The organism is uncultured Winogradskyella sp. (assembly GCF_937958655.1).
In the GTDB taxonomy this organism is placed as follows: domain Bacteria; phylum Bacteroidota; class Bacteroidia; order Flavobacteriales; family Flavobacteriaceae; genus Winogradskyella.
The window spans coordinates 34,327-58,077 of sequence record NZ_CALGNH010000024.1; the positions used below are offsets into that span (position 1 = coordinate 34,327).

The 23,751-nt window shown below is 34.3% G+C and carries 21 protein-coding genes and 1 riboswitch; of the genes, 6 read left to right on the top strand and 15 right to left on the bottom strand.

Translation table 11 applies throughout. From position 1 onward, the window contains the following. Position 1 precedes the first annotated feature (1 nt). From Q0800_RS04845 to Q0800_RS04865, 5 genes are read right to left on the bottom strand one after another with little or no spacing between them, the layout of a single operon-like run. Positions 2 to 358, bottom strand: a complete 357-nt coding sequence (locus Q0800_RS04845; protein ID WP_299128053.1) for a four helix bundle protein — start codon at positions 356 to 358, stop codon at positions 2 to 4. Between the two features lie 29 nt (positions 359 to 387). Next, positions 388 to 1,389 (bottom strand): homocysteine S-methyltransferase family protein, encoded by a 1,002-nt coding sequence (locus tag Q0800_RS04850; protein ID WP_299128054.1) that lies wholly within the window; start codon positions 1,387 to 1,389, stop codon positions 388 to 390. Between the two features lie 11 nt (positions 1,390 to 1,400). Beyond that, positions 1,401 to 1,694: a rhodanese-like domain-containing protein gene (locus tag Q0800_RS04855; RefSeq protein ID WP_299128055.1), complete on the bottom strand. Its 294-nt coding sequence runs from the start codon at positions 1,692 to 1,694 to the stop codon at positions 1,401 to 1,403. A gap of 11 nt (positions 1,695 to 1,705) precedes the next feature. Further along, on the bottom strand, positions 1,706 to 2,875 hold the full coding sequence (locus Q0800_RS04860; RefSeq protein ID WP_299128056.1) for an aminotransferase class I/II-fold pyridoxal phosphate-dependent enzyme: 1,170 nt from the start codon (positions 2,873 to 2,875) through the stop codon (positions 1,706 to 1,708). Between the two features lie 4 nt (positions 2,876 to 2,879). After that, the gene (locus Q0800_RS04865) at positions 2,880 to 3,950 is read right to left on the bottom strand and encodes an aspartate kinase (protein WP_299128057.1); all 1,071 of its coding nucleotides are present in this window, start codon (positions 3,948 to 3,950) and stop codon (positions 2,880 to 2,882) included. Between the two features lie 127 nt (positions 3,951 to 4,077). After that, a riboswitch (SAM riboswitch) is annotated at positions 4,078 to 4,202 on the bottom strand. Positions 4,203 to 4,497: 295 nt separating this feature from the next. On the opposite strand from Q0800_RS04865, the gene metK reads away from it, so the two are divergent. Beyond that, positions 4,498 to 5,751, top strand: coding sequence for a methionine adenosyltransferase (metK, locus tag Q0800_RS04870; protein ID WP_299128058.1), 1,254 nt, complete (start codon positions 4,498 to 4,500; stop codon positions 5,749 to 5,751). A 205-nt stretch (positions 5,752 to 5,956) separates the two neighbouring features. Here metK and Q0800_RS04875 read toward each other — a convergent pair whose 3' ends face one another. The 5 genes from Q0800_RS04875 to Q0800_RS04895 all read right to left on the bottom strand — a co-directional run bounded on the left by Q0800_RS04875 (position 5,957) and on the right by Q0800_RS04895 (position 12,070). After that, on the bottom strand, positions 5,957 to 8,737 hold the full coding sequence (locus tag Q0800_RS04875; protein ID WP_299128059.1) for a carboxypeptidase regulatory-like domain-containing protein: 2,781 nt from the start codon (positions 8,735 to 8,737) through the stop codon (positions 5,957 to 5,959). Positions 8,738 to 8,802: 65 nt separating this feature from the next. Beyond that, the gene (locus Q0800_RS04880; RefSeq protein ID WP_299128060.1) at positions 8,803 to 9,708 is read right to left on the bottom strand and encodes a GLPGLI family protein; all 906 of its coding nucleotides are present in this window, start codon (positions 9,706 to 9,708) and stop codon (positions 8,803 to 8,805) included. Between the two features lie 146 nt (positions 9,709 to 9,854). After that, entirely contained in the window at positions 9,855 to 10,730 is an 876-nt protein-coding gene (locus tag Q0800_RS04885) for a GLPGLI family protein (protein ID WP_299128061.1), read from the bottom strand. A gap of 104 nt (positions 10,731 to 10,834) precedes the next feature. Further along, positions 10,835 to 11,692, bottom strand: a complete 858-nt coding sequence (locus Q0800_RS04890) for a GLPGLI family protein (RefSeq protein ID WP_299128062.1) — start codon at positions 11,690 to 11,692, stop codon at positions 10,835 to 10,837. 12 nt (positions 11,693 to 11,704) lie between these two features. After that, positions 11,705 to 12,070: a hypothetical protein gene (locus Q0800_RS04895; protein ID WP_299128063.1), complete on the bottom strand. Its 366-nt coding sequence runs from the start codon at positions 12,068 to 12,070 to the stop codon at positions 11,705 to 11,707. Positions 12,071 to 12,197: 127 nt separating this feature from the next. Between Q0800_RS04895 and Q0800_RS04900 the strand changes: the two genes are divergently transcribed. The 4 genes from Q0800_RS04900 (at position 12,198) to Q0800_RS04915 (ending at position 15,952) form a co-directional block, all read left to right on the top strand. After that, on the top strand, positions 12,198 to 13,730 hold the full coding sequence (locus Q0800_RS04900) for an ATP-binding protein (protein ID WP_299128064.1): 1,533 nt from the start codon (positions 12,198 to 12,200) through the stop codon (positions 13,728 to 13,730). Beyond that, the gene (locus Q0800_RS04905; protein ID WP_299128065.1) at positions 13,723 to 14,406 is read left to right on the top strand and encodes a response regulator transcription factor; all 684 of its coding nucleotides are present in this window, start codon (positions 13,723 to 13,725) and stop codon (positions 14,404 to 14,406) included. The genes Q0800_RS04900 and Q0800_RS04905 overlap by 8 nt, the downstream gene beginning before the upstream one ends. Before the next feature lie 144 nt (positions 14,407 to 14,550). Next, a complete protein-coding gene (locus Q0800_RS04910) occupies positions 14,551 to 15,333 on the top strand; it encodes a hypothetical protein (RefSeq protein WP_299128068.1) in 783 nt (260 codons plus the stop codon). A gap of 4 nt (positions 15,334 to 15,337) precedes the next feature. Further along, the gene (locus tag Q0800_RS04915; RefSeq protein ID WP_299128069.1) at positions 15,338 to 15,952 is read left to right on the top strand and encodes a deoxynucleoside kinase; all 615 of its coding nucleotides are present in this window, start codon (positions 15,338 to 15,340) and stop codon (positions 15,950 to 15,952) included. Here Q0800_RS04915 and Q0800_RS04920 read toward each other — a convergent pair. From Q0800_RS04920 to Q0800_RS04930, 3 genes are all read right to left on the bottom strand, one after another. Next, positions 15,949 to 16,953: a phosphatase domain-containing protein gene (locus Q0800_RS04920; protein WP_299128071.1), complete on the bottom strand. Its 1,005-nt coding sequence runs from the start codon at positions 16,951 to 16,953 to the stop codon at positions 15,949 to 15,951. The genes Q0800_RS04915 and Q0800_RS04920 overlap by 4 nt on opposite strands. Before the next feature lie 74 nt (positions 16,954 to 17,027). After that, on the bottom strand, positions 17,028 to 19,451 hold the full coding sequence (locus Q0800_RS04925) for a sodium-translocating pyrophosphatase (protein ID WP_299128072.1): 2,424 nt from the start codon (positions 19,449 to 19,451) through the stop codon (positions 17,028 to 17,030). A gap of 121 nt (positions 19,452 to 19,572) precedes the next feature. Further along, the gene (locus tag Q0800_RS04930; protein ID WP_299128075.1) at positions 19,573 to 20,100 is read right to left on the bottom strand and encodes an inorganic diphosphatase; all 528 of its coding nucleotides are present in this window, start codon (positions 20,098 to 20,100) and stop codon (positions 19,573 to 19,575) included. Between the two features lie 351 nt (positions 20,101 to 20,451). Here Q0800_RS04930 and Q0800_RS04935 point away from each other — a divergent pair, with 351 nt between their 5' ends. Further along, positions 20,452 to 20,814: a hypothetical protein gene (locus Q0800_RS04935; RefSeq protein WP_299128077.1), complete on the top strand. Its 363-nt coding sequence runs from the start codon at positions 20,452 to 20,454 to the stop codon at positions 20,812 to 20,814. Positions 20,815 to 20,919: 105 nt separating this feature from the next. Here the strand turns inward: Q0800_RS04935 and Q0800_RS04940 are convergent, their stop codons facing one another. Then, positions 20,920 to 23,433 (bottom strand): DUF5686 and carboxypeptidase-like regulatory domain-containing protein, encoded by a 2,514-nt coding sequence (locus tag Q0800_RS04940; protein WP_299128080.1) that lies wholly within the window; start codon positions 23,431 to 23,433, stop codon positions 20,920 to 20,922. An 88-nt stretch (positions 23,434 to 23,521) separates the two neighbouring features. Beyond that, a partial coding sequence (locus Q0800_RS04945) for a transketolase C-terminal domain-containing protein (RefSeq protein ID WP_299128082.1) occupies positions 23,522 to 23,751 on the bottom strand: 230 nt, incomplete at its 5' end.

Genomic DNA, 23,751 nt, shown 5'->3' on the forward strand with positions numbered 1-23,751 from the left:
GCTATTTTTTTGATTTGAAATAATTAATGAAACCATTCAATAGTTTTTTACAGGATGTAATCTTTTCTGATATGTTATCTAATTGCTCTTTTGAAATATAGCTTAAGTCAAAAGCTAAGTATAACTGAGTTTCAAGCTCAAATAAAGACCCTTTAGAAATATATAAAAAGTGTATAGTTTCTTTATTCGACTGTCTTCCTAATCCCTCAGCAATATTTGAGGGCACTGAAATTGAACATCTTCTAATCTGATTCGTTAATCCATATAATTCTTCCTTAGGAAACTCATCAGTAAGTAGATAAACTTTTTTTACAAGTCCTCTAGAATATTTCCAAACATCTAACTCTGTATAATTCATTTCTTCTTTATTTACCCAACCAATATCAACTAAAAACTACCAACTAATTCTCTTGGACTATAATTTTTAGCCACCTCAGCAATGGCTTTGATGTGTGAAGGACCTGTACCACAACAGCCACCTATAATATTTATTAAATCATCTTTAAGGTATTCTTCTATATAAGTCTTCATCTCTTCTGGGCTTTCATCGTATTCGCCAAAAGCATTTGGCAAACCTGCATTAGGATGCGCAGACGTATAAAAATTGGTTTCTTTAGATAAACGCTGTAAATAAGGCTTTAGCTGTTCTGCTCCTAATGCGCAATTAAACCCAACACTTAACAATGGCACATGAGAAATTGAAGTTAAAAATGCTTCTACGGTTTGGCCAGACAAGGTTCTACCCGAAGCATCTGTAATGGTACCTGAGACCATAATAGGAATTTCAATCTGCCGTTCTTCTTTTACCTCTTCAATAGCAAATAAAGCCGCTTTGGCATTAAGTGTATCAAAAATGGTTTCTACTAAAAGCATGTCTATACCTCCCTCTATTAATGCTTCAACTTGTTGCTTATACGCTATTCGTAATTCTTCAAAAGTTACGGCTCTATATTCTGGTCGGTTAACATCTGGAGATAAACTTGCCGTTCTATTAGTTGGCCCAATACTACCGGCTACAAAACGCGGTTTCTTTGGGTTTTCTTTGGTGAATTTATCTGCGACTTCTTTAGCAATTTTGGCAGATTCATAATTAAGTTCATAAACGAGATCTTCCATATTATAATCTGCCATAGCTATGGTAGTACCAGAAAATGTATTGGTTTCTACGATGTCTGCTCCCGCTTCAAAATATTTAGCATGAATTTCTGCTATAGCTTTTGGTTGGGTTAATGATAGTAAATCGTTATTACCTTTTAATGGCGATGGGTAATCTTTAAACCGTTCTCCTCTAAAGTCTTCTTCAGTGAAATTATAGGCTTGAAGCATAGTACCCATAGCACCATCTAGCACCAATATCCGCTTTTGTATTTCTTCTCTAATATTACTCATGCCTTAATTACTTATAAATAGGATTCTACATTTTGCCAAGGCCCTCCATTAATGGCATCTATATCATTTTCTAATAATAGATCTTTGGCTCGCTCGCTCCTGGCGCCACTTCTACAACAGGTAATGATTGGTTTTTGTAAAGCTTTTAATTCATCTATTTCGTATTCTAAATCGTCTAAGACAACATGTAAAGATCCTTTTACATGGCCTTGATCATATTCTTCTTCTGTTCTAACATCTAGTATTACAGCTCCTTTATTGAGGTATTCTTCAATAATTGGGAATTCTACATTTTGATCGCTCATAGTTCTTTATTTTATGCTTCTAAAGCTTGTTTTAAATCGTTAATAATATCATCTACATGTTCTAACCCAACAGAAACCCTAACTAAACCATCGGTTATACCAGTTTGTAGTCTGTCTTCTTCAGACAACTTTGCATGTGTGGTTGATGCAGGATGTGTTACTATACTTCTGGTATCCCCTAGGTTAGCAGATAATGACAATACCTTTATGGAATTGAGAAAACGTCTGCCAGCATCCACACCACCTTTTACCTCAAACGCAACGACATTACCTCCTAATTTCATTTGCTGTTTTGCTAAATTGTATTGCGCATGCGATTTTAAAAAAGGGTATTTTACAAAATTGACATTGCTATGTGTTTCTAAAAACTCAGCAACTTTTAACGCATTTTCGCAATGCTTTTCTACTCTTACTGGCAGAGTTTCTAAGCTTTTAGACAAAACCCAAGCATTAAATGGCGATAAGGCTGGACCCGTATTTCTGGCAAATAGATAGATTTTATGCATTAAATCCGCAGGGCCAACGGTTACACCACCTAAAACTCTGCCTTGACCATCCATTAATTTTGTTGCTGAATGAATCACTAAATGCGCTCCAAACTTAATAGGCTGCTGTAAATAAGGTGTAGCAAAGCAGTTATCTACTATAAAAATAAGATTGTGTTTCTTTGCGATGTCACCCAAGCGCTTTAAGTCTAAAATATCTACCGCTGGGTTTGTTGGACTCTCCGCATAAATGATCTTAGTATTGGGCTGTATTAAATCTTCAATAGTATCTACCTCATCAATTTTAAAATAACTGGTTGAGATATTCCACTTCGGAAGAATGTTATTAAAAAAGGTTTGCGTAGATCCAAAAGTACTTTGGCAAGACACAACATGATCTTCTGAATTTAACAATGCCGCAAAAGTTGAAAACACAGCAGACATACCAGAAGCAAAGGCATAGCCACGTTCTGCACCTTCCATTTTGCATACTTTTTCTGTAAACTCAGACGTATTTGGATTTGAATAGCGACTGTAAATATTGCGGTCTTTTTCATCCGCAAATGACGCTCTCATGTCTTCCGCATCTTCAAAAACGTAGCTCGATGTTAGATATAACGGATTAGAATGCTCTAGGTATTGCGTGCGTTCTATTTGCGTTCTTATGGCTTCAGTTTCTATATTTACTTTCTTCATTGACTTATTTTAAACTTTGTGCAAGTTTTATGATATCGGATAAAACACCTCTAGCCGTTACAGATTTACCTGCACCAGCACCTTGTATTACTAATGGTTGTTTGTCGTAAGATTCCGAATAAATTTCAAATAAATTATCCGTACCTTTTAATTGCCCTAGAGGTGAGGACTTAGGTACCGAGGTCAACCTTACTTCCAGGGTTTTATTTAGGTCATCTAATTCACCAATATATCGAAGCACAGTGTCTGGGCTTTGAGATTTTTTCTTATTTTCAAAAATTGAGTTTAACTCATAAGAACGTTCTTTAAATTGCTCTAACGTTGTTTCCCCACCTAACTCTTCTGGTACAAGAGAGGCTACCTTAATCTCATTTAGCTCATGCTTAATTCCCAACTCTCTTGCTAAGATGAGTAACTTTCTGGCCACATCTTTACCTGATAAATCATCTCTAGGATCTGGCTCGGTTAAGCCATCTAATAGAGCGGTATTCAAAATGTCATTAAAGGGTTTTTCGGCTTCAGAAAATGTATTAAAAATATAACTTAGAGATCCTGAAAACACACCTCTTATTTTGGTGACGTTCTCACCAGACTGGTATAAATTTTTAACGGTTTCTACTATTGGTAGTCCTGCACCAACATTAGTTTCGTACAAATACCTTTTACCCTTTTCTTTGAGGGCTCGTCTTAACCTATTATAATAATCTTGGCTTAGTGTATTTGCTATTTTATTAGCAGAAATAATATGAAACCCTTTTTCTATTAAAAGTTCGTAGTTATCAACTAAGGTTTTACTAGCAGTTACATCAACTGCAATGGCGTTTTTTAATTGCTGTGACTTAAAATATTTAATTACGTCTAAGATATCATAGTTTACGGATGACTTTTTAAAATCAGTTTGCCAATTTTTATTAGTATCATCAGTAAAGTATGCTAAGGCAGAATTAGTTATAACTGGTATACGTAAATCTAATCCTTGTTCATCAAGCAGTCGTTGTTTTATATCCTGAACTTGGTCAATTAATATGGAACCTACATTACCAATTCCAAATATAGCCAGATTAACAGTTGTCATTTTTCTAGTTTTTTTTTAATTATATGTGAGTACTATTTGCCAAACAAAACAGACTGCACAATTAAAAGCCTATATAATAGAAAAATGTTATTAAGAAAATACCAACTACGAAAGCGTAATTAGTGTTGTGTTATCTATCCGAATTTGCAAAAAATGACTTGCGTGTTCAAGTAGAATTTAGCACCTTCTCAGTAAATCTGAGGGTTGCTAAGGTTTCTCAGGGTCTAATCCCTCCACCTTTCTTGATAACATTTCAATACGTGATTTGAACTTTGTGAGTGCAAATATTGCAAATGAAAATTTACAATTCCTAATTTTTTAATAATATTTTAAATAAATAAAAATTCTTTTTATTTCTTTACCTTTGCGACTTAAATATAAGAGAGGAAAAATTTGTCTGATTGCAACCTCTTCCAAGTTTGGGATTTTCGTAATGAATTCTCAATTAAATTGGGAATTAAATGCTAAAGCAGTAAGTAATCGACTTCTCTAGCGACAAAGCAATCTTTCGGATTTAAACAATTTACACCTAATAAAAGACAGTTATATGCCTTATTTATTTACCTCAGAAAGTGTTTCTGAAGGACATCCAGATAAAGTTGCTGACCAAATAAGCGACGCTTTAATTGATAACTTTTTAGCTTTTGACCCAGAATCTAAAGTGGCTTGCGAAACGTTAGTTACTACAGGCCAGGTTGTATTGGCCGGAGAGGTAAAATCCAACACCTATCTAGACGTACAAAAAATAGCAAGAGATACCATAAATAAAATTGGTTATACTAAAAGTGAGTATATGTTTGATGGTAATTCTTGTGGTGTATTCTCGGCTATACACGAGCAATCAGAAGATATTAATAGAGGTGTAGACAGAGCTTCTAAAGAAGAGCAAGGTGCAGGTGACCAAGGGATGATGTTTGGTTATGCCACCAATGAAACCGATAATTACATGCCTTTGGCTTTAGATATCTCCCATTTAATTTTAAAAGAACTGGCAGCTTTAAGACGCGAAAACAGAGACATTACGTATTTACGTCCCGATTCTAAAAGCCAGGTGACTATTGAATATAGCGATGACAATACACCTCAGCGTATAGATGCCATTGTTGTATCTACTCAACATGATGACTTTGGCTCGGATAACCAGATGCTAGCTAAAATTAGAAAAGATATTGTTGAGATTTTAATTCCAAGGGTGGTCGCTAAAGTCCCAGATCATATTAAACCTTTATTTAACGATGCTATTACGTACCATATTAACCCAACAGGTAAATTTGTTATTGGTGGTCCTCATGGAGATACTGGATTAACTGGTCGTAAAATTATTGTGGATACTTATGGCGGAAAAGGAGCTCACGGTGGAGGTGCTTTTTCTGGGAAAGACCCAAGTAAAGTAGATCGTAGTGCTGCTTATGCCACAAGACATATTGCTAAAAATTTAGTAGCCGCAGGTGTGTGCGAAGAAATTTTAGTACAAGTTTCTTATGCTATTGGTGTTGTAGAACCGATGGGTATATTTATTGACACTTATGGCACATGTGCTTTTAACTTAACCGATGGTGAGATTGCACAAAAGGTTTCTGAAGTTTTTGATATGCGACCAGCTGCTATAGAGGAGCGTTTAAAATTGCGCCAACCTATGTATAGCGAAACTGCTGCTTATGGACACATGGGAAGAGAACATGATGTGGTAACCAAAACTTTTGAGCGACCAAACGGAGACCCTATTTCGGTTGAGGTTGAATTATTTACATGGGAAAAATTAGACTATGTAGATAAGGTAAAGGCTGCTTTTGATATATAAGTACCATAAAACATATATAAATAACAAGGCTTTCTGGAAAGAAATTTTTCTGTCATTTCGAGCATAGTCGAGGAATCTAAATCTTGCTTATCAAAGCATTTCGACTGCTTCGCAGTGTGCTTTCAATCAAAGTGTACTTTGCTTTCAACCAATGTTCTATGTAACAGACTGTTGTTTTATTAACTTAGAATTCAGTCTCTTTTATTTATAATGTATAGGTTAGCCTAAAGGTAATAAATCTTGGTTGCACAAAGGTTTCAGAACTAAATACAGAAATATTACCTGCTCCATTACTAATATTAGAAGCTATATCTAAAATATTAGAAGCTCGTAAGGAATACTCCCATTTAGCATCTCTGTCCTTTCTGTATCGTAACGAAGCATCCCAAGTTTTAAAAGACTGGACGTCGTTTCCATTGTCTTGCTCTGTATATCTAAAATCTGTAATGAAAGTGAGCGCATCCCAAATATAAGCATCAAACCTAACTGACGGTGTTCGCCTAACAAAGCGTGTTGAATTTGAACCTTGCTCGTTATTGGTAATACTATGTGAGTAGCGTAGTCTCACATTAGGAGCTTCCCTAAAATTAGTTCTGATTTCAGGAATGTATGTGTGCGAAAAACTCTCATTAATTGTAGGGTTTGTGGCACTTTGAATAAATTGGTTGAATTTACTGTAATTAAAAGTAGATCTTATTGATGCTCTTAATTTCCCAAATGTTCGCTGTATCCTTCCACTAAGTATGAATGTCTCATCTGCGAACTGAGAGTTAAAAAACGTATTAGTTCTAATGACATTTTCAAAATTGGTTAATGGCCTTATTTGATCAATGTTCTTGCTATAATTTGCAAATGCAAAAACATTGGTATAATTAAACAGATTAAAACTGTTATAAAATAATCTCAGATTGTGAGACAACGCATTTTGTAATTCAGCAGTACCAAACTGAATATTATTAAAGCTATTGAGCACTAAACCTTCTGCAATGTTGGTGATATCTGTAAATGTGTTTTGCATGCTATAATTAAATTGCAAGGCTTCGCTTTTTTTGAACTGTATTCGAGCCTCTAGATCAGGTAGCACATTAAAAAAGTTATCTTTAAATGTCACATTATTTTGTGTGTTCTGGTTACCATAAGCATGAAATGACACACCTGGTGTAAATGTAAATTTGCCTGTTTTAAATCGGTAATGAACACCTAGATACACATCATTGAAACGATACTCAACATCATCATTACCTGCTGATAGCGGATTACCTTCTAAGTCTGTAATTGTTGGTGTAGGGTCTAATCGTGTATCATCATCAAGAAACTGAAAAATGTTAGAATCAAATCTTTGATTACTAAATATAGTACCTAGGGTCAAATTAAGGTTACTTTTTGCGTTTAAGATGTTGTAGTAGTCTAATTTTGCATTAAGTTGATTGCTTTTAACACGTCGTTGTTGGTTTAAGTTATAACCTAATTGATCTACGTTAAGCCCTAAACTTGCAGCCGTAGCATCAAAAGCATCAGGATTGGCTGGATCTGGATCATTTGTCAACAAAGCATTGTAAAAAGGATCTTCATCTTTTATTAAATGTTGAACCTCTAGTGCAAAAATATTATCTTCATTTAGAGTGTAATAGTAATTTAGATTTTGGTTGATACTGAAAGGAGTGACATTATCAACCTGATCCGTATTTCCAATTACTGAAGAAAATAAATCCTGACGTTCTTCATCATTAGAAAAGCGTCCCAAAATATCATAATCCAACTGATTATTTACATTTGGTTTGTATGAAGCACTTAATTTTGCTATTGCCTGATTACTTGCTTCTCTTCCCCTAGAAATTGTTGCCTCGTCTGGAGGTAGACTCTCAGACTCATCTATTGGTGTATTAGGATCATCCTCTACTTCTATATAATCTATAAAACTATCCTCTCGTGTTCTTAAGCGGCTACTGTTATATATTAAAAATCCACTTAGATCCAGTGCCTTATTTGGCGAATAACTAAAATTAGCTGTAGCCAATTTTGTAATCGCTTCTTGAGCATTTTGTACACTTGTTAAACCATTTAGACCATTATTACCGAGACTAATGTTAGTACCGCTAGTTCTGCTTGGCAATCTAAAACCACCACCAAAACCTCGTAAATCTCTATTGGTCAGTGCTACTTCTCCAATATTATTTACATCACCAATAAGGTTAACACTATACTTAGGGCTATAGTAAAACAGTTTTGGCTGTACTAAATAGAGTTCGTCATTTGGTGAGGGAGCTTGACCTGCACCAGCAGTGATATCTCCAAACCAAAAGTTCTCTTTGCCCTCTTTAAGCTTAATATTTATAGCGACGTTATCTTGATTATTTGTAACATTACGTAATTGCCCAACCTCGGCATAGTTTCGCAAAACCTGAACTTTATCTACTGCATTAGAAGGAATATTTTTAGTTGCTAGTTTAGTATCACCATCAAAGAAATCCTTACCATTAACCATTAATTTATTAACGGTTTTGCCCTCAACCTCAATCTGCCCATTCTCATTAATTTCAACACCTGGTAACTTTTCTAAAATATCTTCTAATTTTCGTTCAGATCCATTTTTAAAAGAATCTGCATTATAGATTAAAGTATCACCCTTTATGGTTACTGGCATCTCATAGGTTAATTCTACAGCGTCTAATGAGTTATCTGGCAATAGCGTAAAGTCTTTGGTAATATTTTCTTCCTTGGTACTGATGAGTTGTTCAAACGTTTTTAGACCAATGTAACTTACCTGTATTTTGTAATTACCGTTTTTACCTACAGCTAAAACATATTTTCCTTTAGCATCGGTTACTGCATAAGACTCTAGGGCACTAGTTTCATTATTTATAGCTATAACATTGGCTAACTCGAGCGGTGTGCCAATACTGTCTTTTACTACTCCTTGCATTTTAACTTGAGCAAAAGAACTCCCAGCTACTACAAAACATAGTAGTACAATTAATTTTTTCATTAGTTTGATTGTGTTATTCTGATTGGTAACGAAACCTCAGGTTTCATTGTTAGATTTGCGCTATCTTAATTTCTACGTCCACCTCTGCCACCTCTTCGACCTCCATACATCTCGCGCATTTCTTGCATTTTTTTAGTAATTATTTCGTTATACTCGGCTTGAGTTACTTCTTCACCTTTTTCTGGTTTATCAATATCTTCTTTTTCATCTGGATTCATAACAATTTTAGTGCACAAAATTGTTGTACGATCAGCGTTTACTTCCAAAATTAAACCTGGTAATCCCCAAAAATCGTCTGGTCCTTGATTAATTGGGATCTGAGGAGTATACCAAGCCGTAACCTCAATAGTTTTGGGCACTTCAATTTCGCTCATTGGATCGTCATCTTTTGCTTTCGTAGAATCTTTAGCTACTTCGCCTTCTTTCTTTTCATCATTTCCGCGGTCTCTGCCTCGTCCACGACGTCTCATACTTCTCCAATCAAATTGGTCAACAGTTTTTGTAGCCGTAGCTTTAAAAGCTGTGTATTGTCCAATTTGCTTAGTTTCTGTACCCATTTTCCATTCAAGGGTTTTTAATTCGTCCTTGATTAAAAACTGCTTTCCAAAAAACTCTTGATCCTGAAGCAACTCTTTAGATTTTACATTCTTGTATTTTGGGCCACCAGAAAAACTGCTTCCAAAACTTCCCCATCCTCTCCCAGAACCTGGTGCTTCTAACTTCTCATCTTCCTTATAAATAGACTCCTCCTTATTAAAGGTGAGTATGTATTCCTTTTCGAGAAAGCTTTTCATGCGTTCTTCAATACGCTTTTTTTGATCAGGGCTCATTTCGCGTCCTCCCCATTGATCTAAATCCATAGTGGTTTTAGACATGTAGTATGCTTTACCTTGGAAATCTTGCTGAGCAAAAGAAGCTACACAAAAGCAGAAAAATATTAATGTAGTAAGTTTTAAAAGTGGCTTTTTCATCTTGTAAGGTTAATGTTGATAAACAAATGTAGACTTATAATTCTAAGATTCTTAAAAAAGTTACATTCAATCAAAGATTTACTTTCATTTAGACTTATTTAGATGCGAAACGTTAACTTTAATTACGTTAAAATTCTGTTAATAAATTATCCTCGTCTTCTACCGATTCTGTTATTTCTAAACTCTTTCATTTTTTCGATTACGGTAGACTGATATTCAGTTTTAGTAACTTCTTTACCCTTATCTGGTGCTTCAATCGCTAATTTATCTTTGGGATTTATTACAATTTTAGTACACAGCATTGTGGTATTACCAGCAGTGACTTCCAATATTAAACCTGGTAGTCCCCAATATTCTAAGGGCCCATGACCTACTGGGATTTGAGGTGAGTACCACGCTTCTACCTCTGTCATCTCTATACTATTTTCTTCTGACTCTTCTTTTGAATCCGTTGCATCTTCATTAGTATTGTTTCTTAAACGATCCCAAGAAAAATCATACCACGTTAAATCTGTTGTTGGTATTGATGCTGTAGCCTTAAAACACATGTAGTTACCTATTTGCTTAGACTCTTTTTCTAGATTCCACACAATGTTTTGTAGCTTATCCTTTACTAAAAACTTTTTTCCGTAGAACTCTTGACTTTGAATCTGTGTATTAGTCTTTACATTTTTATACTGCCTTCCTGGGGCAAAATTCTTTCCCCAAGAGTCTGTAGCACCAGACATGGCGTCTAGTTTTTCATCTTCATAAAACAAAGCCTCTTCCTTGTTAAATGTAAGAATATATTCTTTCTCTAAACGGTTTTTTAAGCGCGCTGCTACTTGCTTCTTTTGTGCTTCACTTAAGCGCGCTCCCCATCGACCGAGTTCCATAGTAGATTTAGAAACGTAAAAGGCCTGGCCTTGAAAATCATCTGAATACTTAACTGTACTTTTTTTAGATAAATCGTTTGTGCTAAATTGAAATAGAGAAAGAACAAATAAAAGCGTAAAACCTAAATTGAAGGCTATAGATTTCATAATAAAGACTTTTGTTTAATTATTTTTGTCTGGTAAATTTAACTAAACATTAAACATTTTTTAATGGTTTACCATAATATTAACACAATCAATAATCTAAAATTTTAACCACCAATACTTATACTAAAACTATTGCCCTCATTTCTATCTCCTTTTTTAGGTCGATAACGCTCCATCATCTCTTTGGCTTTCTTCTCCATAATTTCTTCATACTTCTCTTTATTAACTTCTTTACCCTTAGTAGGCTGAGTAATCTCAACTTTTTCCTGAGGGTTCAATACAATTTTGCTACAGATTATGGTCAATTTTCCATCATGTACTTCTAATATTAATCCTGGTAGACCTTGGTAATTATCTGGTCCATTATTTACAGGAATTTGCGGTGTGTACCAAGCCGTTACTGTACGTTCCTCCATTTCTGGCTCGGTATCTAAATCAATTTCCTCGTCTTTGTCTGTAGACAGGATTTCTCTTGGTTTTGGTACCATTTTGGTATACGTAGCCTTAAAGCATTTATATTCTCCTATAAACTTGGTTTCAGTACCTAATTGCCAGTTAATCGTTTTGAGACTATCCTTTACCAAAAATAGTTTACCATAGGTATCTACTTGCTCAGCGTACCTCTGGTCTTTTGTGTTTTTATACAATACGTCAGAGCCTCCGCCTCCGCCAATCATAACCATTTTAAATCCGCTACCACCTACTTGTGGTTTGTCTAATTCTTCTTCTTGCTTATAAATGGACTCTTCTTTACTAAAAGTTAGCTGAAATGTCTTCTGAAACTGTTTTTTCATCATCTCCAGCATTTGGGCATGCACACCAGCATCCATCTTGGTGCTGTCTATCTTAATATCAACTTGACGTTGTGTTTTGTAAGTTGCCACTCCTTGGAAGTCTTGGGCATTAACAGTGGTAACGATCACTGTTAACGCCAAAACCAAAAGCCTAAAAATTGTTGCCATTGTAATTAATATTTAGTTCTCATTATAGAAATTTATGGCAGAAGTTCTTATTTTTTCTACACTTTTCAAAAACTTTTTAGGTTCATCAGTATTACCTTCAACTGAATACGACAGGTGCGATTTTACACCGTTAGCCATTCGTTTTCCATTACAAATAATTTTAAAACTTATAGTTTCATTGGTATCGGACATTTTTAAAATTTCTTTTATATCTTCCATTTTAACAGAAGATTCAATGTCTTTAGCAGAATCCACAGTTACAGTTACAGCAACACTTTCTACTTTTACACTTTCATCTACTTGTTTTACTAAGGATTTTGATTGGCCAAACCCTATACTTGTAATTACCAATGCCAAACAAATTATTAAATTTTTCATTATTATTTTATGTTTTTAAGATTAATACACTCCAAATATCTATATAGAATTTTATCTTTTGAGTTAACTAGTGTTAACGTGTGTTAAGCGATTCTTTAAACTAGGTTTTAACATTTACTTTTAAAGCATGAATGATCAAAGATACAAATGGATTCTTTATGCAATTGTTGCTCTTATTATCATTACTATTGGTATTCAGCTGTTTTGGAATTACAAAAATTACCAAACGAATAAACAACAATTAATTATTGATGTTCAAACAATTTTAGATAAAACTGTCGATGATTACTATGCCAGTTTAGCAGAACGTACCACGATTGGTATTTCATTAGTTGGCGATGCGCAAACTGATGCTTTGGGTGAAGATAGCGAGCTTTATAAGATTTTAGGAGAAATTGACGACACTAAAAACGAATTTAAAAATTTAGATTCTTTAGATATAAACCGCATAAACGGTCTAACGGTTTTTAGAGGTAGAAGAGCGGATTCTATGATGAGTACTCACAGCCAGAAGACTCCAAGTAAAGTTACTGATTCCTTTAAATATAAGGCGAATCAAAAACAACGAAATGATAGTATTTATTTTGAAAATATAGAAAAGCTCACTACAAAAGTCCTGTTTTCTATTACTAATGATACCTTAGATTTAAAAAAAGTAGATAGTCTCTTAAATGTTGAGTTGGATCGTAAAAATATTAATATGGCTCAGCAACTAAATTATACTCCAAATCAACCTGTATGGGCAATTCCAAAAAAGGACTCGCTTAATTCTAAAAAAGACGCTAAGAACAAAGCATTTGAATTACATATAAGCTCTACCTCTACATTTTTACCGAAGGGTAGCACCTTAGAATTGCGATTTAACAATCCTAAAGCTACAATAATTAAACGCAGTTTAGCAGGCATACTAATTTCAACACTTCTGATTTTAGCAGTAATCAGTTGCTTGTTTTACCTCCTAAAAATCATCAAACACCAAAAGCAACTGGCCGAAGTAAAAAATGACCTCATTAACAACATTACCCACGAGTTTAAAACACCAATTGCAACCATAGGAGTAGCCTTAGAAAGCATTAGTAATTTTAATGGCATCGACGATAAAGCCAAAACACAAAAATATATTGGCATGTCTAACGAGCAACTCTCTAAATTGAATACCATGGTGGAAAAATTACTAGAAACGGCTACCTTAGATAGTGATAGCCTTAATTTAAACACAGAGTCCGCCAACATGGTTGAACTGTTGACTTCTTTAACCAACCGCTACAAAATTCGATTTACAGATAAAACGTTTAATAAAAGTTTTAAGGTAAATCAGCTCTTGGCTAATGTGGATCTTTTTCATTTTGAAAATGCCCTCAATAATATTTTGGACAATGCTGTCAAATATGGAGGTGACATCATTTGTGTAGCCTTAATTCCTAGAGACAATACTTTTGAAATTCATATTTCGGATAACGGTACTAATTTATCTAAAGCCAACAAAGACAAAATATTTGAAAAATTCTATCGTGTTCCAAAAGGTAACACCCATGATGTTAAAGGCTTTGGTATTGGCTTGTATTACACAAAAACCATTGTAGAAAAACATGGAGGTGAAATAGACATAGATTTGTCTAATCAGCTTACCACATTTAAAATTACACTTCCAAATGGCTGAAAAAATTAAACTATTGTTAGCCGAAGATGAAGCGGCTTTAGGGCAAATCATTAAAGAAAGTTTAGAGACTCGTAACTTCGAAGTTACCCTGTGCGATAATGGAGAAAAGGCCTTTGAAAAATACCAATCGACGTCACCTGATGTTTTGGTACTAGATGTTATGATGCCTAAAAAGGATGGCTTTACCTTAGCCAAGGAAATTCGTAAGCTAGACGATAGCATTCCTATTATTTTTTTAACCGCCAAATCTCAAACCAGCGATGTTGTAGAAGGTTTTTCTATTGGTGGTAACGATTATCTTAAAAAGCCCTTTAGCATGGAGGAACTTATTGTTCGCGTGCATAATTTAGTGAATAGAGCACAGATTCAAAAAACAACGAAAGTTTTAGCCGTTGGAGATTACACCTTCGACTTCATGAAGCAGCAACTACAATTTAGAGAAGAAAATGCAGTACAATTGACACATAGAGAAGCACACTTACTATTTCATTTGATTAAAAACAAAAACCAAGTTTTAGATCGTTCTTTGATATTGAATAAACTCTGGGGAACAGACGATTTTTTTTCGGCACGCAGTATGGACGTATTTATTACTAAACTTCGAAAAAAGTTAAAGCAAGACGATAATATTCAGATTATTAATGTTCGTGGTTTTGGATATAAACTCACTGTTTAAAACAGCCATATAAATTCGTGTTATGCTGTCCCGACGACTTTCGGGATCATTTCAGCATATAATTAAAAAACTTAGACGTAGATTCTGAAACAAGTCCAGAATGACAAGTGCCTTTGGTTCAATTTTTGTATTTTTCAAATTGGTATGCAAAAATTATTCTATTTACTAGTTCTAGTTAGTTCTACTGTGATTGCCCAAAAGCAAGTTAAGACAATACTAAAAGACTCAACTGTATTTAAAGCCAAGGCTATTTTTGGGGTCGATACCTTTGGCACTTTGTATTATACAACAGATGATAATACGTTTCATAAAAAGACTAAAGACACCACGATAACCTATACCAATTTTCAGCTTAGCGAAATTACCTCTGCCGATGCGTTTAATCCTTTAAAAATTAATTTGTTTTACAGAGACTTTAATACCGTTGTAATTTTAGATAACCGTTTGGCAGAAGTTTTTAAAATAGATTTTAATACCGTACAACCTTACACAAATGTGAGTTTTGTTTCTACAGGATTTGATAATACACTTTGGATTTTTAATCAAGATTTACAGCAATTAGAGTTGTACGATTATAAAACGAATAAAGTACGATTAAAAACAGTGCCTGTTCAGTCTCAAATACTAGATTTAAAAAGCGATTACAACAACTGTTACATGCTCACCGAAAATTATTTGTACGTGTATAGTTATTTTGGCAGCCTCATCGCTAAACATAAAAATACAGGTTATAAAAGTTTAGCGTTTAGCAAGGCACATTTGATTTTAAAAAAACAAGACAAACTCCATATTTTGTCTAAAAAAAGTGAAGATATACAACCGATTAAGCACCCAATTTTGTTAATAAGTCAGTTTTTAGTAACCAACGAAACCTTGTATATTTACCACGACGAAATTCTACGTCAATACCAACTTAAACTAGAATAAGATTATGCATGTTGCTGTCGCTGGAAATATAGGATCAGGAAAAACGACGCTCACAAAATTACTTGCCAAACACTACAAATGGGAAGCCCAATTAGAAGATGTTGTAGATAACCCATATTTAGATGATTTTTACAATCAGATGGAACGTTGGAGCTTTAATTTACAAGTGTATTTCTTAAACAGTAGATTTCGTCAGGTCAATCAAATTCAATCTGGTAAAAAAGATATTATACAAGACCGTACAATCTATGAAGATGCGCACATTTTTGCACCAAATCTGCATGCTATGGGTTTAATGACCAATCGCGATTTTGAAAACTATGCATCCTTATTTGAATTAATGGAATCCTTTGTAAAAGGTCCAGATTTATTAATTTATTTACGCAGTTCTATTCCTAATTTAGTTGCCCAAATTCATAAACGTGGACGCGATTACGAAAACACTATTAGTATTGATTACTTAAGCCGATTAAACGAACGTTATGAGGCTTGGATTTCTAAATACGATAAAGGCAACTTGCTTATTATAGATGTGGACGATTTAGATTTTGTAACTAATCCTGAAGATTTAGGTGATATCATTAATAAAATTGATGCTCAGATTAACGGCTTATTTTAAGCAATAAACCCATGTTGTTTAGCATGCTCTATAGCTTGCGCACTAGTTTCAGCCATTACAACTTCGGTGGTTTTAAAGTGTTCTAATAAACTTCTAACACGTAGCATTTTCTTTTTATGCTTTACACTTCGTAAATAAATAGCTAGAATACGATCTGGGAATGCTGATGCAATTTCCATATAAATATCTGGGTCATGCTCTCCACTATCACCTATTAAAATAAAAGGTAAGTTTGGATAGGTTTTAAGAAGATTATATATTTCCTTTTGCTTTTGCGGTTGAGTATCTACAGATTTTTTTCTAAAAATATGCTTCATACTTCTTAATAAGATCGGTCCATTAGGAAAATCATTCTGCCTTAGAAACAACTCTAAATAACGGTATAAATTCCATGGACTATGGCTGACATAAAAAATAGGATTAGTATCAGTCCCTAAAGCCCCTTTATGCAGTTTATGGTAAAAATAAGCCGCACCTTCTAGAGGAATCCGAGCTGTAGCGTGCTTAAAAAAAGAATTAACAATTACTCGCCACTTAAGTTTAGAGATAACACCTGTATGAAGAATCGTATCATCAATATCACTTATAACTCCGTATGCTGCATTAGAAGCTGGAATTAAAATTTTGCCAGCAAACTTATTGTTATTTTGAATATAGTTTTTAATAACAGCATCGTCATAAGACAACTCAAAGGACAACCAACCTTCTTCATTAGATAGGGCTGCTAAATTTTGGAGATTTGCTTCAATTCTATAATACCCGTGATTATCTGTTTTGCCCTTTAAAACAGTTGCATCAGGAAGTGTTATGTGTATAGCTACATGCTTTACTTCATCGGTTTCAAAACGTTTCCAGGTATTAAGCATCACTTGCCATAGATTCTGTTGATCTAAATTAATAGATTCATCTTCTAGAGCTCTACCTCTTGCATAGAAATGTGAATTGGTGCCATAGCCTTGAAACGCTATTATTTGAAGCGGATCTTTTTTAAACCAGCCCATGTTATAGTATTTTAAATAAAAGTAATAAAAAAACCACGCTCATTAGCGTGGTTTTAATTTCTAAACATTATTATTTAATTTTTTGTCGTATTTACTTTTTGAATCACTATTTCAACCTCATCAGTATCATTTTTTAATGTCTTTTCAAAAGCTTTGATTTGTTTTTCAACCTCTGCTTCAGTACCATCAAAAGTGATAACCTCACTTGTTTTTTTACCGTCTTTTATGGTCGTGTAATCTATAGTAGCTTTGGCCATATCTTTAGAAGCAACAGTCATCTGTACAGACACTTTATCTTCAATCGTTGCTAAACCATCCTCAGCACCATGTCCTCCCAAAATTGGAGCAATCACTAAACCAATTAAACAGGTTAACTTAATTAATATGTTCATTGATGGCCCTGAAGTATCTTTAAAAGGATCTCCAACGGTATCACCAGTTACGGCTGCTTTATGCGCATCACTACCTTTGTAAGTCATCTTCCCATTAATTTCTACACCTGCTTCAAATGATTTTTTAGCATTATCCCAAGCGCCACCAGCATTATTCTGAAAAATCGCCCAAAGCACACCAGACACAGAAACACCTGCCATGTAGCCACCTAACATTTCAGCAACGAGCTTATGATTTTCTGGATAGATAAGAATTCCTATTAATACAATTACAATAGGAAAACCAATGGTTAATAAACCTGGCAATAACATTTGTTTTAATGAGGCTTTTGTAGAAATATCTACACACTTATCGTATTCTGGCTTCCCTGTACCTTCCATAATACCGGGAATCTCTTTAAACTGACGACGTACTTCTTCTACCATTTCCATGGCTGCTTTACCAACAGAACTCATAGCTAATGCCGAGAATACAACGGGCACCATACCACCAACAAATAACATAGCTAAAACTGGCGCTTTAAAAATGTTTATGCCGTCGATATCAGTAAAGGTTACATAAGCTGCAAATAATGCTAATGCTGTTAAAGCTGCAGAAGCAATGGCAAATCCTTTACCTGTTGCAGCAGTAGTATTGCCCACCGAATCTAAAATATCTGTGCGCTCTCTTACTATTGGATCTTGCTCACTCATTTCAGCAATTCCACCTGCATTATCAGCAATAGGTCCAAAAGCATCAATTGCTAATTGCATTGCTGTTGTTGCCATCATAGCAGATGCAGCCATGGCTACGCCATAAAATCCTGCAAAAGCATAAGAGGACCAAATTGCAGCAGCAAATAATAGCACAGAGCTAAATGTAGATATCATACCTGTAGCTAAACCTGCAATAATATTAGTTGCAGCTCCTGTGCTAGATTGTTGTACGATATTTAAAATTGGTTTTTTACCTAAACCTGTATAATATTCTGTAAAAGAAGAAATAGCACCACCAACAATTAAACCAACTAAAGTGGCATAGAATACGCGCATTGAAGAAATTTCTTTTAAGCCTTCACCAAAAAATTCCATCTTCATTGTTTCTGGTAACATCCAAGTTACCAAACCAAAACATGCTAGCGCTACCAATACGATAGACGTCCAGTTACCAATATTTAAAGCTTTTTGTACCTGGGCTTCTTTTGCATCATTAGATGATATTTTAACCAAAAATGTTCCAATAATAGAAATTATAATTCCTACTCCTGCAATTGCCATAGGTAATAAGATGGTTCCTATACCACCAAAATTATCATTAATTGCACCTCCCATATCTTTAATGATATAGTTACCTAGTACCATTGCCGCTAATACAGTTGCCACATAAGAGCCAAATAAATCTGCTCCCATACCTGCAACATCACCTACATTATCACCAACGTTATCTGCAATGGTTGCTGGGTTACGCGGATCATCTTCAGGAATACCTGCTTCTACTTTACCTACCAAATCCGCTCCAACGTCGGCTGCTTTAGTATAGATACCACCACCAACACGCGCAAATAAGGCAATAGACTCAGCACCTAATGAAAAACCAGCTAAGGTTTCTAATACCAACGTCATGTCTGTTGTATTTGTCCATTCTCCACCCATAAACATTTGGTAAAATATAATAAAGAAAGCTGTTAAACCTAATACCGCTAAACCTGCAACACCAAGTCCCATTACGGTACCACCGCCAAAAGAAACACTTAGTGCTTTTGGTAAGCTTGTTTTTGCTGCTTGTGTAGTTCTAACATTAGTTTTTGTAGCTATACGCATGCCTATATTACCTGCAACAGCAGAGAAAACTGCACCAACGATAAACGCTATTATAATCATCCAATGTGTAGTAGGTACAATCGCAGCAATACCTGCTAAGGCTAAACTTGCTCCAATAACAAAATAAGTAAGTAATTTATATTCTGCCTTTAGAAACGCTAATGCACCAACATAAATATGATCGGAAATCTCTTTCATTTTGCCATCGCCTGCGTCTTGCTTCATTACCCAAGAGCGCTTTACTCCCATATATATTAAGCCCAGAATTGCCAATATTACTGGCATATAAATCATGTATGATTCCATATTATAACTTTTAATTTTGATTAAATTTTAGCTGGGCTAAAGTAGTAAAATGAATGGGAATAGAAAAACCCTTTAGCGAGTATTGCCAAAGGGTCTTATAATTGCTAGTATTAAAAGCTAATTAGATCTTAAAATCACCTTTTGCTTTGTGTTCACTATTTTCGTATCTCTCAATACATTTATTGTAAATTTTAATGGCTTCTGCTGCATCTCCCCAATCACCTACATCAACTTTCTTGTTTTCTAAATCTTTGTACACCTGAAAGAAATGTTCTATTTCTTTAAGACGATGCGGATTAAGATCAAAAACATCATTTCTTTTACCCCAAATTGGATCTGAAACTGGGACGCAAACTATTTTTTCATCTGGCCCTTTCTCATCTGCCATATGAAACACGCCTATTGGCTTAACTTCCATGACGCACATAGGGAACGTAGGCTCAGCAGTTAAAACGAGTACGTCTAAAGGATCGCCATCTAAGGCTAACGTTTCTGGCACAAAACCATAATCACCAGGATACATCATGGATGAGAACAACATTCTATCAAAACGGATTTTGTGCAATTTAAAATCGTATTCGTACTTATTTCTACTCCCTTTTGGGATTTCAATTAAAACATCAAAAGTTATTTTCTTATCTATATTCATTGTCATTCTAATTTTACCCCAAATTTGGGATGATAAATTTTTCAGGCCTCAAAGATAGCTAAGTCTTTAATTAAGACAACTAAAAAGCTTAAGGTTTTTAACAAACAACATCTTGTTACGATTTAATATGAGTATCTTTTTTTATGGCTTTTATAACATTGTACAAATTAGTCGTTGTAAAGAAAATTTGAAGACATAAATACTACACAATTTTCACTGACAAATATTCGTTTATTAAACGTTTATCTACATAATTAATCTTAAATGAGATCGCGAAATATAAAATTAAAACCCGCAGTACTAGTACTAACTACTTTATTCTTTTCCCTAAATATAATAGGACAGGATACATTGAACGTAACTAGGTTTAATGATGCACAGCTCATTAAAATCCTTAATTATGCTAACTTAATTGAAGGAATTGCCTCAGACTATTTTGACGTAAAAGTCTATAGTATTGAAAACGACTTATTCACATCTAAAGATAAAAGAAGTAAATCGTTGTATCGTTTGCTGATTGCGGTTTCCGAAAGTGATGAATTTCCCCAGCAGAGCGTTTATGATATTGGACCGCTTTTAAACCCTGTAATTGTAGATTGGGTGGATATAAAGGATTGTGAAACTAACTTTATTATAGAACACGGAAACCCAATTCAACGTAAACAACTAAAATTATATTTAAACACTAACGAATTAGTTGTTATTAATCAATGACGGTAGTTAACTTTTCTTTATAGCCCAAACATTAAAGTTTATAAAAAAACAAAAAAGTATTATAAGAATAAGTGAGTATTGAATCAATAACTATAACCGTGTCCTTTAAAAATAAAATCCAAAACTACCTGTAACACCAAAACGTCTGGCATTAGGATTATCTAAGTAATTCCCTCTAAAATTAAAATCTAATCTTAATATTTTAAAAATATTAGCAATGCCAAAACTATACTCGTAATAGATCCTTGTGTTTGGTGCAATTAATGGAATCTCTACAGGATTTCCTGTGGTACTAAGCGCTCTATTTTCATCAGATAACTCCCCCCAGACTCCTCTAATACTAGCTATGGCTCTCAGATTGTACTTCTTTAAAAATGGAATTCTAGAAAACAGACGTCCATTAAAATTATGCTCTACGTGCATAGAGGTGTAGGTATCTGTTACAAATTCATAAAAATCTAATTGCGAAAAGGTATTATAGATTGAAAAATAGGTTTGATTACCAGGCACTACACTTAGGAGAGCCAAAGGTATTTCTCCAAAGGTTTTACCAGCCTCAATGGATGTGGTGAGTCTTCCGAAACCTCCAACTTGCCATGGTTGTACGTAAGAGAACTGTACTTTAGTATAATCAAAATCACTATTAAACCAATTACGATCTCCTCTCGTTATTTGTGCAAAAAGCTTAGCAAAGTTATCATTTTTAGTTCTCCGTTCTACACCAAAGCCTGTCATTTCGCGCTTGGGATAAAGATTTAAGGCTAATCGTGTTTCAAATTGCCTCACCTCAGATGACACACCATTTAGAGCGTTAGGATCAATAAAATCTAAACTAAACGTTGGTGACGCAGAACTGATAGTTCTAAAACTACCATCTAATCGAATAACAAAATTGCGAAGTGGCTCTATTGACATTCCAAAGTTGGTTAATTTAATAGAACTGAGCTTATCATTAGCACCAGTATTTATAACTGAAGACGAAGCTAAACTACGCCCTAAAACATCGGTAGAACTTGTTAAACTAGCTCCTATTTGCTCCACATCGCGTCTATTACCACCAAATAATGTAAAGCGACTTTTTTTATCTAATAACCATTTGCCAGAAATACCATATTTAAACTTATCGTCTCTAAAGCCATAGGCTAAAAAACCTTCGAGTCGCCAAAGGTCATTACGCCCAAAGTAGGTTCTACCACCAGTTCGTAACCTCAGCCCTTCCACTTCGTTAAAACCAAAGGTTGAAAATATTGGACCATAATCAAAGTTAATACTAGGAAACTCAACGTAACCCGATGCTAGTATGCTACCAAGATTGTAAATACGCTTAAATTTATTAACCGTTTTAAGCGTATCTAGCATTTTATAAACCCCTTTTTCGTCCTTATTTAAGGCTTCTAGCCTATTCTTATCCCAAAAATCATCTTCTCTATTATAGACATCGGCATCGTAATTATAAACTTGCTTTTCGTAAAACTTAGGATCTTCTTTTGATTCATTAAAGAGATAATTATCGTAAAGTGTTGTTCTTTTACCATAAACACCTCTAGATTTTTCTTTCTTATTGATTGCAAAATCTGATAAAAAATAGTCGCGCTTAATCAAAAACACAGAATCGTTAAGCACCTCAAATTCTTGTTCTATATAAATCTCCTTTACCCAATTAATATTAGCACTTTTAGAAGCTTGGAGATTAATGTCTTTAATAGCGTATGTAGAGTCATTAACCCAAAAATCTCCTTTAAAAGTAAGCTCGTTTTTACGTCTTGGGTAATAAATAATATTGTAACACCACTTATTGTCTATATAAGCACTATCGGATAGCACATAATTATAGGTTTGCACACCTGTTTTGCTTAAGGGACTTACAAAACTCTTATCAAAAAATTTAAGGTAATTATCGTAGATATTATAATCTGCATACAAATCATCGATAAAATCTATAATCACCTGATTGTTACTAAAGCCAGAATTTTTATTTCCTTTTAAATCTTCGCGCTTTTCATTTTTAAGATTATTACCGTAAACTCTTTTAACAGATTCATTTAAAAAAATTGGCAAGTAGGTTTTTCCTGTAATTTTAGAAGTGTCAACTTCTTTAAACACAAACTCCATACCTTTAAAAAGTTTGCTTTTAATGAGGGAACTGTCAATGGTATTTATATCAAACTCAACCTTTTCGTACTGATCGTACTCATACTGGTTAAATTGCCTAAGTCCGTTCTTGCGCTTACGCTCCCAAATCTTTTTGAGTATACGTATTGCTGGATTCTCTGAAGCTTTTTTAGATTGCTTACCAGTAACAATAACAACCTCATTAAGGGAGGCGGCCTCTTCTATTAAAACAAACTTTAAATCGTAATTAACACGTTTTGTGAGTGGTATTTCTAATACTTCAAAACCAATGAAAGATACTATTAAAGTCTCCCAAACTTCATCAGATTCTAAATAGAATTTTCCATCTTCATTGGTAATGGTTCCTTCTGTAGATCCTTTAAAAAGAACGTTTGCAAACGGAATAGGCTCATTACTTTGGTCATACACATAGCCACTTACCTTAGTTTGCGTAAAGGCACAAGTTATTCCCAAAAACAAAAAGAGTATGAGTAATTCCTTTTTCATATTATAAAAAAACAAACTTCATTAATAACCATGCTAAACTTTAGCTTTAGGTCACTAATGAAGTTTATTAAACGCAATTAAGTGCGATTTATTTGTACATAACTTTTTTTACCGCTTTGATAACATCCGTACTATTAGGCAACCATTCTTCTAAAAGCACTGGTGAGTATGGTGCTGGCGTATCTGCAGTATTAATTTTTACAATTGGTGCATCTAAGTAATCGAATGCTTCGGATTGCACAAGGTAAGTAATTTCAGTAGCTACATTACCAAATGGCCACGCTTCTTCTAAAACCACCAATCTATTTGTTTTCTTAA

What these genes read in the sequence shown, in the direction of transcription:
- Q0800_RS04900 (WP_299128064.1), top strand. Translation starts at nt 12,198, where the DNA reads ATGAATGATCAAAGATACAAATGGATTCTTTATGCAATTGTTGCTCTT.
- Q0800_RS04850 (WP_299128054.1), bottom strand. Translation starts at nt 1,389, where the DNA reads ATGAGTAATATTAGAGAAGAAATACAAAAGCGGATATTGGTGCTAGAT.
- Q0800_RS04925 (WP_299128072.1), bottom strand. Translation starts at nt 19,451, where the DNA reads ATGGAATCATACATGATTTATATGCCAGTAATATTGGCAATTCTGGGC.
- Q0800_RS04865 (WP_299128057.1), bottom strand. Translation starts at nt 3,950, where the DNA reads ATGACAACTGTTAATCTGGCTATATTTGGAATTGGTAATGTAGGTTCC.
- Q0800_RS04890 (WP_299128062.1), bottom strand. Translation starts at nt 11,692, where the DNA reads ATGGCAACAATTTTTAGGCTTTTGGTTTTGGCGTTAACAGTGATCGTT.
- Q0800_RS04845 (WP_299128053.1), bottom strand. Translation starts at nt 358, where the DNA reads ATGAATTATACAGAGTTAGATGTTTGGAAATATTCTAGAGGACTTGTA.
- Q0800_RS04915 (WP_299128069.1), top strand. Translation starts at nt 15,338, where the DNA reads ATGCATGTTGCTGTCGCTGGAAATATAGGATCAGGAAAAACGACGCTC.
- Q0800_RS04885 (WP_299128061.1), bottom strand. Translation starts at nt 10,730, where the DNA reads ATGAAATCTATAGCCTTCAATTTAGGTTTTACGCTTTTATTTGTTCTT.
- metK (WP_299128058.1), top strand. Translation starts at nt 4,498, where the DNA reads ATGCCTTATTTATTTACCTCAGAAAGTGTTTCTGAAGGACATCCAGAT.
- Q0800_RS04880 (WP_299128060.1), bottom strand. Translation starts at nt 9,708, where the DNA reads ATGAAAAAGCCACTTTTAAAACTTACTACATTAATATTTTTCTGCTTT.
- Q0800_RS04875 (WP_299128059.1), bottom strand. Translation starts at nt 8,737, where the DNA reads ATGAAAAAATTAATTGTACTACTATGTTTTGTAGTAGCTGGGAGTTCT.
- Q0800_RS04920 (WP_299128071.1), bottom strand. Translation starts at nt 16,953, where the DNA reads ATGGGCTGGTTTAAAAAAGATCCGCTTCAAATAATAGCGTTTCAAGGC.
- Q0800_RS04860 (WP_299128056.1), bottom strand. Translation starts at nt 2,875, where the DNA reads ATGAAGAAAGTAAATATAGAAACTGAAGCCATAAGAACGCAAATAGAA.
- Q0800_RS04940 (WP_299128080.1), bottom strand. Translation starts at nt 23,433, where the DNA reads ATGAAAAAGGAATTACTCATACTCTTTTTGTTTTTGGGAATAACTTGT.
- Q0800_RS04930 (WP_299128075.1), bottom strand. Translation starts at nt 20,100, where the DNA reads ATGAATATAGATAAGAAAATAACTTTTGATGTTTTAATTGAAATCCCA.
- Q0800_RS04905 (WP_299128065.1), top strand. Translation starts at nt 13,723, where the DNA reads ATGGCTGAAAAAATTAAACTATTGTTAGCCGAAGATGAAGCGGCTTTA.
- Q0800_RS04855 (WP_299128055.1), bottom strand. Translation starts at nt 1,694, where the DNA reads ATGAGCGATCAAAATGTAGAATTCCCAATTATTGAAGAATACCTCAAT.
- Q0800_RS04895 (WP_299128063.1), bottom strand. Translation starts at nt 12,070, where the DNA reads ATGAAAAATTTAATAATTTGTTTGGCATTGGTAATTACAAGTATAGGG.
- Q0800_RS04910 (WP_299128068.1), top strand. Translation starts at nt 14,551, where the DNA reads ATGCAAAAATTATTCTATTTACTAGTTCTAGTTAGTTCTACTGTGATT.